This window comes from Clostridioides sp. ZZV15-6597, from assembly GCF_020657815.1.
GTDB lineage: Bacteria > Bacillota > Clostridia > Peptostreptococcales > Peptostreptococcaceae > Clostridioides.
Genome location: NZ_JAGWCT010000107.1, coordinates 1 through 13627 on the forward strand (window position 1 = coordinate 1; position 13627 = coordinate 13627).

The 13627-nt window shown below is 26.8% G+C and carries 10 protein-coding genes and 1 pseudogene; 9 read left to right on the top strand and 2 right to left on the bottom strand.

Features of this window, described 5'->3' with window-relative positions; all coding sequences use genetic code 11:
• Positions 1 to 194 precede the first annotated feature (194 nt).
• From KGF52_RS17510 to KGF52_RS17530, 5 genes and pseudogenes are all read left to right on the top strand, one after another.
• Positions 195 to 647 (top strand): annotated as a pseudogene (locus KGF52_RS17510) (formate/nitrite transporter family protein); the annotation flags it as partial.
• A 263-nt stretch (positions 648 to 910) separates the two neighbouring features.
• Positions 911 to 2929: an FUSC family protein gene (locus KGF52_RS17515; RefSeq protein ID WP_227841052.1), complete on the top strand. Its 2019-nt coding sequence runs from the start codon at positions 911 to 913 to the stop codon at positions 2927 to 2929.
• A 225-nt stretch (positions 2930 to 3154) separates the two neighbouring features.
• Entirely contained in the window at positions 3155 to 4012 is an 858-nt protein-coding gene (locus tag KGF52_RS17520) for an alpha/beta hydrolase (protein ID WP_227841053.1), read from the top strand.
• Positions 4013 to 4109: 97 nt separating this feature from the next.
• The gene (locus KGF52_RS17525) at positions 4110 to 4979 is read left to right on the top strand and encodes a radical SAM protein (protein WP_227841054.1); all 870 of its coding nucleotides are present in this window, start codon (positions 4110 to 4112) and stop codon (positions 4977 to 4979) included.
• A gap of 334 nt (positions 4980 to 5313) precedes the next feature.
• Positions 5314 to 7314, top strand: coding sequence for an FAD-dependent oxidoreductase (locus KGF52_RS17530; RefSeq protein WP_227841055.1), 2001 nt, complete (start codon positions 5314 to 5316; stop codon positions 7312 to 7314).
• Between the two features lie 225 nt (positions 7315 to 7539).
• Here KGF52_RS17530 and KGF52_RS17535 read toward each other — a convergent pair whose 3' ends face one another.
• Complete coding sequence (locus KGF52_RS17535) at positions 7540 to 8172, bottom strand: CatB-related O-acetyltransferase (protein WP_227828841.1); 633 nt, start codon at positions 8170 to 8172, stop codon at positions 7540 to 7542.
• Positions 8173 to 8584: 412 nt separating this feature from the next.
• On the opposite strand from KGF52_RS17535, the gene eis reads away from it, so the two are divergent.
• Complete coding sequence (gene eis, locus KGF52_RS17540; RefSeq protein ID WP_227841056.1) at positions 8585 to 9796, top strand: GNAT family N-acetyltransferase; 1212 nt, start codon at positions 8585 to 8587, stop codon at positions 9794 to 9796.
• 78 nt (positions 9797 to 9874) lie between these two features.
• Here the strand turns inward: eis and KGF52_RS17545 are convergent, their stop codons facing one another.
• Complete coding sequence (locus tag KGF52_RS17545; RefSeq protein WP_227841057.1) at positions 9875 to 10783, bottom strand: LysR family transcriptional regulator; 909 nt, start codon at positions 10781 to 10783, stop codon at positions 9875 to 9877.
• Positions 10784 to 11150: 367 nt separating this feature from the next.
• Between KGF52_RS17545 and tnpA the strand changes: the two genes are divergently transcribed.
• The 3 genes from tnpA to aroD all read left to right on the top strand — a co-directional run bounded on the left by tnpA (position 11151) and on the right by aroD (position 13450).
• Positions 11151 to 11552: an IS200/IS605 family transposase gene (gene tnpA / locus KGF52_RS17550; protein ID WP_227841058.1), complete on the top strand. Its 402-nt coding sequence runs from the start codon at positions 11151 to 11153 to the stop codon at positions 11550 to 11552.
• A gap of 17 nt (positions 11553 to 11569) precedes the next feature.
• Positions 11570 to 12529 (top strand): hypothetical protein, encoded by a 960-nt coding sequence (locus KGF52_RS17555; protein ID WP_227841059.1) that lies wholly within the window; start codon positions 11570 to 11572, stop codon positions 12527 to 12529.
• Between the two features lie 153 nt (positions 12530 to 12682).
• Positions 12683 to 13450, top strand: coding sequence for a type I 3-dehydroquinate dehydratase (gene aroD, locus KGF52_RS17560; protein ID WP_227841060.1), 768 nt, complete (start codon positions 12683 to 12685; stop codon positions 13448 to 13450).
• Positions 13451 to 13627: the final 177 nt, after the last annotated feature.

The following is a 13627-nucleotide window of genomic DNA, read 5'->3' on the forward strand; positions in this document are numbered from 1 at the left end:
TTAGCATAGAAAATCAAATAAAAAGATTGTGCTAATATGTAGACATTGACGAGGTCGAATTTAAGCCTTTGGACTGCTATATTAAACTAAAGTAGATATTCTTATGAATCTCAAAATAGAGCAGGATGAAAAAGGAAATAAAACTATAAAAAATATAAAGTATTTATATAAATTTATAGAGTTTATACGTCAGTTGGGTAGGAAATTTAATAGGAGCTTTGATTTTAGGTATAATGTTTGTAGGAACTGGTTTAGTAGATAAAGGTCCTGTAGCAGAATTTTTTGCAACTACAGCAGCAGCCAAAGCATCTATGCCGTTTATGTCTCTTTTCTTTAGAGGAGTTTTGTGTAATATTTTAGTTTGTGTCTCAGTTTTATGTTCATTTAGAACTAATAACGATAGTGCAAAAATAATTATGATATTCCTATGTTTATTTGCTTTCATAACAACAGGGTTTGAACATAGTGTGGCAAATATGACAATCTATAGTGTTTCATTATTTTCTCCAACAATTCAAACAGTTAGTATTGGAGGAGCTATTTATAATTTAGTAGCTGTAACACTTGGAAACATTGTTGGAGGAGCTTTATTTATGGGACTTGGTACTTATATACTAGGTAAAGAAAAAATTAAACAAGTTTGCTAAATAAATCTTATAACGCTCTCAATAAGTACAAATATCGTATTATTGAGAGCGTTGTTTTTAATTTTTAAAAAAATATTTGAAAGAAAAAAAGTATGATGGCATATGAATATATATGATGTATGTGATTATAAAGTTCGTTAAATTATGAATTAAAATTAGTATTATAAATAAAAAGTTAGAAGCCTCACGTAGAAAAGATGATTTTGAATACAATAATAAGTGTGATAAAATTGACTTTGTTGAAATTTTGAAGGAGGTATTTGATGACAAAAAAATTAATAATATCAAAAACTAAATTGTTTATTTTTATAATAGCATTTATATCTGCATTTATAGCTCTATTTGGAAGTAAAAATACACTTATAGGTGTGGCTATAGTAACAGCTATGCTAATGCTTTTGGAAAGAGATTTAACTATTTCTCCAATTAAAAATTTACTAAAGTACTTGATAATAAATGTAACATTAGGAGTATTATCGTTTTTTGCAGTACAAAATATGTATTTAGGAATTTTATTAAATTTTATAGCATTATTTATAATAGGATATTTATTTAGTTATGACTTGAAAAGGGCTGTATATGTACCTTTTGGTCTTATGTATATATTTATGATAAGTATACCTGTAGGATTAAGTGAATTTCCTATAAGATTATCAGCTTTAGCGAGTGGTTCACTTGTCATAATGATTGCTCAATTTGTTATGAATAGAAATAGAATGAAAAAAATTGGTGACAAAGAATTAATATCTATATGTGATGAGTTGTTGGAAAAAATAAATCTTTTAAAAAATATTATGAACAATGATAATTCTGTAAGTAAGTCTAATATGAGAAAAATAGATAGTTGTAATTACACAATAAATTCTATATCAAAAGGTCTTAAAATGGTTATATTTGATAATAGAAAAGATGACTTTTTTATTAGTATTAAAGGAATGGATATAATAAATATCTTATTTTCATTAGAAAGAATAAGTTTAATCTTAGATAGATATAAAGCAGATACTAAGGAATTTGAGGATGAAGACATAAAAAATATTCTAGAAGAAAGTAGTACAAATTGTAAAGAAGATGTTTTAGTTGTAGTATCTAAAGAAGTAAATTATATCAAGATGTGCTTAGAAAATAAAGATAATATAACTGATAAAGAAATACTTGGATTTAGAGATTATGTTATCGCTCAAGATACTAAAAATATAAATTTGAAAGAAATTTACAGTGTTTTAGAAAATCTATATGAATTTTTATTAGAATACAAAAAGGTAAAATCAAAAGAGGAAAAAAGAGCTGAAAGAAAAATAAAGATACCACATGAGTTTAAAAGAATATCAATATATAAGCAACATTTTAATTTAAAATCTATAAGATTTTCTTATGCAATAAAAATCGCTTTGGCTACAGCAATATCAGGTTTTATTATGGATTATTTTCACTTAAAAGATGGAAGATGGATAATGTTAACTGTATTTTCATTAACACAACCTTATGCAGAGAATTGTTTGCAGAAATCCAGAAAAAGAATAGAAGGTACACTAGTAGGAGCGGTAATATTTATTGTTTCATTTTCAATAATAAAAGATAACACATTAAGGTCATTAATAGTACTTTTAGCAGGATACATAAACTCATATGTAGTTGATTATAGAAAATTGATAGTGTGTGTAACTGTTTCAGCTCTTGGTTCCGCAGCAGTTATGGGAGACCCTAATGTTTTAACTATGAGTAGAATTTCATATGTGGTATTAGGTGCAATTATTGCATTAATAATAAATAAATTTGTTTTACCATATGATGCAAAAATGGGGTATCAGCATGTTATAGATGTGTATAAAGGTATAGTTAAAAATATAATTAATGAAGTTAATAAATCTATTGAAAACTCAACCAATGTTCATTATATAAAGAATCTATTATTAGTGCCATCACTTATTGAAGATAGACTTATGTTGATAAATACTATATACAAAGATGAACGTCAAGATGATTTCTTAGAAAATCAACAATTACTAATAAGTAATATGTACAATTTATATATAAATGTCAAAAAGAATAATATTAGAGATGAAGATGTAGAAAGAATATTGAGAGATACTAGTTATATTTCAAATTATGATGCTGATAAATATGATGAAGGAAGAAGTGTAATTTTAGATAGTATTGAAAATACAGTAAGCTTGGGCGATAAAATAATTTGTCTCAATTTACTTCAAACTTTAAATGGTGTAAAAGAGATGTATAGAATAAGTAATACCAGTAAAATGTTAGCGCAAGAAGTTGCATAATTTTCTAATCTAATTAAATTATATAATAAGTCATAGCTTTAAAGCAAAGTATATGACTTTTTCTTTTATACAATGTTAAAAGAAAATAGTATATTAAAAACAAAAAACATATAGTTATGAATTTTGTGTGAAAAAGGTTAAAATATTGATTTTTTTCATTAGTTGAAAAAACAATTTACTTAGGATAAACTATAATAGTATTCAAATATTATGGGGGTTAGATTTATGAGTAAAGATGTAAAGGTAAAGCGCGATAAGAAATATGATACATTTAGTATAACTATGGAACTTGAAAGACCTTTACTTTATGATGAGGTTGAAAACGAAGATGATAAAAATGATAATAGAAAATTTAATATAAAAAAGAAAATATTCATGGGAATAGGTATACTGTTTGTATTGATTCTGCTTAGTTTTTTCATATGGATAAACAAAACATATGAACCTCAAAAACTAGCAAAAGAAGCACTAGTTAGTAATAGTAAAGTCGAGGTAACCATAAATGAAAATATTTCATTTACACCTAAGGGTAGAAAAGTTTCTAAAGGTCTAATTTTTTATCCAGGAGCTAAAGTAGAAATTGAATCATATGCACCACTTGCAAGAAAAATAGCAGAAAGTGGATATGAAGTGGTAATTGTAAAAATGCCACTTAATCTAGCTATACTTGGAACTAATAAAGCACAGAAAGTTATGGATTCTTACAGTAACATAGAACATTGGGTAATGGGAGGGCACTCATTAGGCGGAGTTGTTGCATCTAATTTTGCACGTGACAATAAATTAATTGATGGAGTTGTGTTTTTATCTTCTTATCCAATGGGCAATGAACTAAGACAGTTAGGCAAAAAGGTTATATCTATATGGGGAAGTAAAGATGGAGTAGTTAACTTTAAAAACCTTATAGAAGCAAAAGAAAAACTTCCTGATGATACAACTTATGTTGAAATTGAAGGGGGAAATCATGCACAATTTGGAGATTATGGAAAACAAAAGGGCGACAATGATGCTATTATAAGTCAAGAAAAACAGCTTAAGATTACTGCAAATAGTATTATTAAATTTTTAAATAATATATCTTAAACAAAAGCTTGAAGTTTATAATATATATAAAGTATTATTTTAAGTAGATATTATTAATATAATAAAACTAAGATTGGATTACAAGGGGGATTTTAATATGGAATATGATATGCCACTTTATAGACCACCAAGTGAGGCTTATAGTCTTATAATACAAGTCACACTAGGATGTTCTCATAATAAATGTACATTTTGTAGCATGTACAAATCAAAGAAATTTAAAATAAAACCATTAGAAGTAATAAAAAATGAAATTGATATATTTAGAAGACATTATAAAAATGTAGACAGAATATTTTTAGCAGATGGAGATGCATTGATAATACCAATGGAAAAATTAAGAGATATAATATTATATATAAAAGAAGTTTTTCCAGAGTGTGAAAGAATTACTCTATATGGCTCTCCTAAGTCTATAGAGAAAAAAACTGATGATGAACTTAAAGAGTTAAAAGAACTTGGTGTTAAGATGATTTATCTAGGACTTGAAAGTGGAAATGATGAGGTATTAGAAGATATTAAAAAAGGATTTAATAGCGAACAACTGATAAAAGTTGGTAGAAAAGTTAAGAAAAATGGTATTAAATTATCAGCTACTGTAATAGCAGGTCTTGGAGGAACTAAAAAAACACATCAACATGGAGTTGATACAGGAAAAATGTTAGGAGCAATTTCCCCAGATTATGTAGGTGTATTGAGTTTAATGGTAGAACCTAATACTGAACTTTACGATTTACTTCAATCTGGTGAATTTAAAGTATTGGAAGATAAGGCTGTGCTACAAGAAATTAAAGAAATGATAAAAAATATAGATACCAATGAAAAAGTTGTATTTAGAAGTAATCATGCGTCAAATTATGTTAACTTAAAAGGAATATTACCTGAGGATAAACAACGTCTGATTGATGAGATAGATTATTATCTAAGTAACTTAAAATTAAAAAGAGAAGAATATAGAAGACTGTAAAATTTAAATATCATTAATATATATGTATAGATGTAAAATATTTAAATTATCTAGATTTTAAGTGGGGTGTCTCAGAATGAACTTTTTAGTTCATGAGGCACTCTTTTTTGTATGAAATCAAATATATTTTCATCATTTCAACAATGAAAAGGAGGCTTATCTCTATTTTGAGACAGCTCCTTTTTTGTTAAGGAATATAATTATGGAATCATAGAAAAAATCTATCAATAATGATAAAAATATGCACTGGATTAATAGATTTCCACGCATTATAATAGAGACATAAATTTAAATTACAAAAACTATAAACATAAAAACGTGTGGAGGAATAGAAATGAAAATATATCAAAATATCTTTGAACCATTAACTATAAAAAGGATGAATGTAAAAAATAGAATAGTTATGCCACCGATGGGAACAAACTTTGGTGGAGAAAGTGGAGAATTTAAAGATGAGCACATTAAATATTATGAACAAAGAGCTAAAGGTGGAACTGGACTTATAATTGTAGAAAATGCTTGTGTAGATTTTCCTTTAGGTTCTAATGGAACTACACAAATAAGAATAGACCATGACAGATACATACCTGCCTTATATAAATTAACTGAGAATTTACATAAACATGGTGCATGTGTAGCTATACAAATTAATCATTCAGGTGCTTCAGCTATGCCAGAGAGAATAAATGGATTAACTCCAGTATCTTCTTCTAATATACCTTCAAAAAATGGAGGAACAATACCCAGAGAATTAAAGAAAGAAGAAATACTAAATATAGCTAAAAAATATGGTAAGGCAGCAAAAAGAGCTCAAATAGCTGGTTTTGATGCTGTAGAGATACACGCTGGGCACTCATATCTAATAAGTCAATTTTTATCCCCAATTTACAATAAGCGTACAGATGAATTTGGTGGAAGTCTTGAAAACAGAGCGAGATTTGCAAAACTAGTAATTGATAAAGTTAGAAACGAAGTGGGAGCATTATTTCCTATATCTTTAAGGGTAAGTGCTGATGAATTTATAGAAGGAGGAAATACTTTAGATGATACCTTAAAGCTTCTTGAATATTTAAATGAAGAAGTAGATATATATAATGTATCAGCAGCATTAAATGATTCTATACAATTTCAAATCGATACAATGACATTAGAAGATGGGTGGCGTTCATATATGTCTAAAGCAGTTAAAAAAAGATTTGGAAAAGCAACAATAATAACTGGAAATATAAGAAACCCAGAAATAGCATCAAAAATACTTAAAAATAATGAAGCGGATTTTATAGGTATGGGAAGAGGGCTTATAGCTGACCCTAATTGGGTTGAAAAAGTGCAAAATGGAAAAGAAGATTCAATAAGAAAGTGTATTTCATGCAATATAGGATGTGCAGGTAATAGAATTGGAGCAAATAGACCTATAAGATGTACAGTAAATCCAGACTTAATAAATGGAGAAGAATATAAACAGAGAAAAGTAAATAAGACAACAAATGTAGTTGTTGTAGGTGGAGGAACGGCTGGTCTTGAAGCAGCAGCCACAGCAGCAGAGGTGGGATGTAATGTATTTTTATTAGAAGAAAAAGCAGATATAGGAGGGCTTGCTGAGACAATATCAACTTTTCCAGATAAAAGTAGAATAAATGATTTTCCAAAGTATTTAAAACAGAGAGTTAAAAAATTAAAAAATTTAATTGTTTTTAAAAATACAAAAGCTGATATTAAATTTATAGAAAATTTAAAACCCGATATAATTATAAATGCTACAGGTTCAAAACCATTACTTCCACCAATAACTGGTTTGTTGGATAGGATAGACCAAGAAAATGGAAAGGTGAGTTCAATATTTAGGCTATTTAATGATATAGAAGATTTTCAAACAAAAGACTTAGAAAATAAGAAAGTAGTAGTTGTGGGTGGTGGAGCTGTTGGATTAGATGTTGTAGAATTTTTCTCGGAAAATAAGGCTAGAACTTCTATAGTTGAGATGTTACCAGTGGTAGGAAAAGATTTAGACCCTATAACAAAGGTTACAATGATGAAGATGTTAAAAGATTATAATGTTGATGTTTATACAAATACAGCATTATTGGAAGTTGAGGATGATAATTTTAAAGTTAAGAAGGATAAAGAAGAGTTATTGCTAGATTTTGATTATGGATTTATATGTTTAGGAATGAAATCTAATAATCCAATTTTGAATGATTTAAAGAAACATTTTGAATCTAAAAATGTGGAAGTTATAAATATAGGAGATAGTAAAATAGCTAGAAGAATAATAGATGGAGTTAGAGAAGGAAGAAATATAATAACAACTTTAGAAAAGTTAAATCTTCTATGATAATAGATAAAAAAGACAATTTTAGAAAAGTCAAATCTTTTGTAGAGAATAAATAATAAAAATAAAGTAATCTTAGAAAAGTTAATTCATCTTTGTTTTATAACTTTAGTACTATTTTTAATTTTAACTATATCAAAGAGTACTATTGGTAATATAGTAGATTTAAGGGAATTCCTAAAAAGATTTCCCTTAAATCTCGTTTTAAGATAAATTAGTCATAAAATATTAAACTAATTTATCAATAGCTCCTGATTGAATATGTTGAATATTTGATTGGATTTTTTCATATGACCAATCCCACCACTTAATTTTTAATAATTTTGAAATTATATCATCGTTAAATCTTTTCTTTATAATTTTTGCAGGTATTCCTCCAACAATAGAATATGGAGGGACATCATTAGTAACTACAGCTCTTGTTCCAATAATTGCACCATCACCAATTTTTACACCTGACATAATTACAGCATCATAGCCTATCCATACATCATTTCCAATTACAATATCACCCTTATTGTCCCAAGCATCTGTTATATGATTTATGTCTAAACCCCAGTCTTCATAAAAGATTGGAAATGTATAAGTAGAGAGTGATTTCATTGTGTGGTTTCCACTAGTCATTAGAAACTTTGCTTTACATGCAATTGAACAAAATTTTCCGATTATTAATTTGTCATTGTTTATAGGATACTGATATAGTACATTATTTTTTTCAAAATCTCTTGGGTCATTATAAAAGTCGTTATATATTGTATAATCTCCAACTTTTATATTGTCTCTTGTAATCACATTTTTAAGATATACAGTTTGACAATCATTACTTCTTGGATATATTTTATCTGAATTTGGAATAGTCATGTTTAAATCTCTCCTTTATATTATGTTATTTTCCTGACTATCCCATTATTACAATACATCTCTTCATAGAATCACTCCTTACATATTACTTATTTATAGTTTATTATTTTATTTTCAATAAAATATTTTTAACTAAGTCGTATTTTATGATAATTGTCTATTTATTTGATTATATCAAAGTGATAAAAAATTACAAGTATTTAAGATATACTAAATAGAAAGTATTTTTTATTAGGTTAAATAACGTTATTATTGAATTAAACTTTAATTTTCAATAGTGATTTGACTAGAATATATTGGGTATGATAGAATTATGCTTATATAAATATTTATATAGTATTTATGTAAATTTATTATCTATATTATATAAATAGATAGTATTTATATGTATTTATTTTTAGGAGGTTTTATTATGAGTCGACTAGAGAGACTCGAAATGAAGAAAGTAGAAACTAAGCATTTACAACAATTCAATCAATTGTTACGTTATGTATTTCAAGTGACAAACCATGATTTACAACAAGTAGGTTGGGAGGAAAGAGAAATAACCCTTGCTAAACTACCTGTATTAAGACAAGCAGATGTATTTGGTTGGTTTGATGAGGATAAATTAGTATCTCAAATAGCTGTTTATCCATTTAAAATCAATATATTTGGTCAAGAATACGATATGGGTGGTCTTACTGGTGTTGGAACATATCCAGAATATTCTAATTTAGGTCTTATGGATAAATTGATGCGACAAGCATTAACAGATATGAGAGAAAGAAAACAATCTATATCTTATTTATTTCCATACTCAATTCCATATTATCGTCGTAAGGGATGGGAAATAATATCAGATAAGATATCTTTTGAAATTAAAGATACTCAGTTACCAAAACCTAAAGTGGTATCAGGAGAAGTTGAGCGTGTAAGTATAGAACACGAAGATGTCAGAAATGTTTATGAACGCTTTTCTAAAAAGAGCCATGCGTCTATGATTAGAAGTGAGTTAGCATGGGAAGAATACTGGCGTTGGGATTTAGATGACTTAACATGTGCAATTTATTATGATAAAAACCATGAAGCACAAGGTTATGTGTTATATTGGATTTCTGATGAAATATTCTATATTAAAGAAATGGTATTTGTAGAAGAAGAGGCACGTACAGGATTATGGAATTTTATAAGTGCTCACTTTTCAATGATAAATAAAGTGGTTGGGAATACATATACAGATGAACCATTGGCATTTTTACTTGAAGATGGAGATATAGAAGAAAATATAAAACCATACTTTATGGGTAGAATTGTTGATATAGAACAATTTATAAACCAGTATCCATTTAAAGAACAGGAAAATGAAGTAAAGTTAGTCTTTCAATTAGAAGACCCTTTATTAGATTGGAATACAGGAGTGTTTACACTAAATGTTTCTAAAGAGGGTAAAGGTATGTTAATTGCTGGTGGTGATAAGTATGACTTGAAACTTGACATACAAACACTTACAACTATGTTGCTTAGTTACAAAAGACCAACTTATCTTCATAGAATAAAAAGAATTATTTGTGATAAAGAAGTAGCAGATTTATTAGAAAATCTTATTGAACGTGAAAATCCATATTTCTCAGATTATTTCTAATAAACTTTAATAAATTTAAAAATATATCTGGGATTGTACAGAGTATTTACTTTGAAACAATCCCTTTTTAACGTATTTTTATTCCATTTTATCAATTAGATTATTGTTTTTACTATAATTAATAATAAAGTTTTTAAAACTATTAACAGCAGGAGTTAAATATTTATTTTTCATTGTAGCTAAATATATGTATCTTTCATGTATAGGATTTGTTATTGATAAAACCTTTACATTAAAATATTTAAGAGCAAAAATATTGGGAACGACTGCTATACCGTAGTTAATAGAAACTAAACCTGCAACAGCTGTATCTTCTTCTGTTTCACATATAATTTGTGGCTTTACATCAACTTTTTCAAAGAGATTATCAATAATTGGTCTAACTCCACTATCTTCACTAAAGAATATAAAAGGGTAATCCTTTGTATCTTTTAAGTCTACACTATCATTTGAGGCCAGAGGATGGCTATATGGTACTATTACAACCAATTCCTCCTGAAGTATAGCTGTAAAATCTATGTTGGGTTCATTTGGAACAAAAGAGCAAAATGCTAAATCAAACTTTTCATCTTTTAAACCCTGGATAATCTTTTTAGTGGTACCTTGGCCAAATGAAAATGAAATATTTTTATTTAACTCTTTTTCTAAAAACTTACCAAGTATATCTGGAATGAAGTAAGCTCCCAATGTATAAATAAATCCTAAGTCTATAACACCTTTTGATATACTGGTATATTCTCTAAGCTTTTTTTCTCCTCTTTCTAATTCACCCAATGCTTTATCAACATAAGTTAAAAAAAACTTACCATATTTAGTCAAACGAACATTTCTTCCTTGTTTTTCAAATAAAAAGGTTCCCAGCTCTTTTTCAAGAGCAGATATAGCATGACTTAAGCTTGGTTGAGTTATAGACAATTGTGTAGCTGCTTTTGTATAGTGTTCAACTTTGGCTAAAACTCTAAAGTAATGCAAATGATTTAGGTTCATTGATATTCAATCCCTTCATAAGTAATGAAATTCGAGTTATTTCTACATAATTATACCATAATTCATAGATTAATTCTATTAATATTAAGAATAATATGCATTATATTAATAATACTTAAATAATATAATGAAATTACAAGAAAGAGTGTAAAAAAATTAAATGTAAGTATATTTAACCTTTAAGGTTATATAGATTATAAAAAAATATATAGTATTGAATTTTTTAAACACTTAAAAATTTAAATATATTAATGGATTTGAAATTACAGAATAGTGCGGAAAGCCCACTCCTTTAGGTGTGGGATGGATAGCATAAATAGTGTATAAAAAGTATTGACACATACACATAAAATGTTAATATAAGTATATGGAGAATAAATATAGAAGAACTCAAACAACTGTTAGTTTAATTAATTATCATTTTGTATTCTGCCCTAGATATAGAAGAAAAATATTTAATATAGAAGGCTTAGAAGATAGATTTAAAACATTGGTTAAAAATAAGTGTAAAGAGATGGATATTGAAATTATTGCAATCGAATGTGATAAAGACCATACACATATGTTTTTAAATAGCCTTCCAACTTTAAGTCCTTCTGATATAATGCAAAATATAAAAGGTTATACAAGTAAAATATTAAGAGAAGAATTTATTGAATTATCAAAAATGCCTAGTTTATGGACTAGAAGCTATTTTGTATCTACAGAAGAAAATGTATGTAGTGAAACTATTAAAAAATATGTAGAAAATCAGAAAACAAGATATTAGAAAGTGAGGTGAACACTATGTCAAATTATATATTAACATTGCAATTAAAAACAGAAAAGTTTCAAGAAGATATTATATGTAATATTTTTGATAAGTATAGAAAAGTATATAATTCATGTTTATCAGAGCTATTTAAAAGATATAATCATATGATAGAATCTAAGGAGTATCAAGCAAATTGTAAATATAAGGGTAAACATAGAAATAGAATATTTAGTGATATTAATAAAAAATATAATTTAACAGAGTATTCACTTCATAATTTTATTAAACCTATTTGTAAATATTATAAACTACATTCTGCCATATCTCAGAAGATAGCCACAAGATGTTTTAATGCTTTTAGTAAATACATATATCATCAAGCTAAACAGGTTAATTATATTAGATATAATGAATTAACATCAATAGAAGGGAAACAAAATTCAACTGGTATTAGTTACAAAGATGGTATTATTAAATTTAATAAAATGACTATTCCAGTAATAATAAAGAACAATGACAACTATGCTCAAAGGGCAATTCAAGATAAAATAAAATATTGTAGAATACTTAAAAAAGAAATTAAAGGTAAGACTAAATGGTATGTACAATTAGTCTTAGAAGGAAGTCCACCTAAAAAAACAACTAATCAAGGAGAAATAAAAGGACAAATTGGTTTAGGTAATGTAGGTATAGATATTGGAACTCAAACTATAGCTATATCTAGTAAATGTGATGTTAAGTTATTGGAGTTAGCTCCTAATGTTAATAATATATATAGGCAATTAAAATTAATTCAACGAAAAATGGATAGAAGTAAACGTGCAACCAATCCTAATAAATTCAATGATAATGGTACTATAAAACAAGGAAATAGAGATAAGTGGATATTTAGTAATCACTATATTAAATTAAAAACACTAATGTTAATGGTGTCGACAGATACTTTGTTAATAAAAGTCTTAGGGAATATGATTAGTGATAATATGTTGTAGGTTATGATTCATTATAACTGAGAGTATTGTAGAAATTCATGTAGTACCTAAGAACCCCACGCCTTTAGGCGTAGGAGTTTCAGGATATAATAATATTGTGAAGTAAAATGAATATAAAATCTGATAAAACTTCTATATTTGTGGAGGAGAAATATGAAAAATATAGTACAAGTAAAAAATATTAGAATAGGAGAAGGTATACCTAAAATCTGTGTACCAATAGTTGGAAAAACTAAAGAAGAAATTATTGAAGAAGTTAATGACTTAAAGGGAATTTGTTTGGATGTTGTAGAATGGCGTGTTGATTTCTTTAAGAGTGTAGAAAATATTCAACAAGTTAAAGAGGTCCTTAACGAATTAAGAAAATATATACCAGATATACCTCTATTATTTACATTTAGAAGTATAAAAGAAGGTGGAAAAAAATTAATATCAAAAGATTATTATACTATTTTAAATAAGGAAATTTCTAATACAGGATTAATAGACTTAATAGATGTAGAGCTATTTATGGGAGATGAAATTGTAAATGAAATAGTCGAGTTTGCTCATAAAAAAGAAGTAAAAGTAGTCATGTCAAATCATGATTTTAATAAAACTCCCAAAAAAGAAGAAATTATATGTCGTTTATGCAAAATGCAAAAACTAGGAGCAGACTTACCTAAAATAGCTGTTATGCCACAAAATGAAAGAGATGTTCTAGTGTTGCTTACAGCTACAAATGAAATGGTTCAAGTTTATGCAGATAGACCAATAATAACTATGTCTATGGCAGGAATGGGAGTTATAAGTCGTTTGTGTGGAGAAATATTTGGCTCTTCATTGACTTTTGGAGCAGCTAAAAAGGTTTCTGCACCAGGTCAAATATCAGTTGAAGAACTAAATTCAATACTACACATATTACATAAAAGTATTAATTAATTTAAAAGTATTGATTATATATGATGAAGGTTGATGATGTACTATAAAATATGATTTTGTAGATTTAGTAGTTAATATTATTAATATAACTAATATGTGAAATTATGGAAAAGTAATAATTTTATAAAAATAATTGATAAATATAAATTAAATTATATATGTATATTATGTATATAT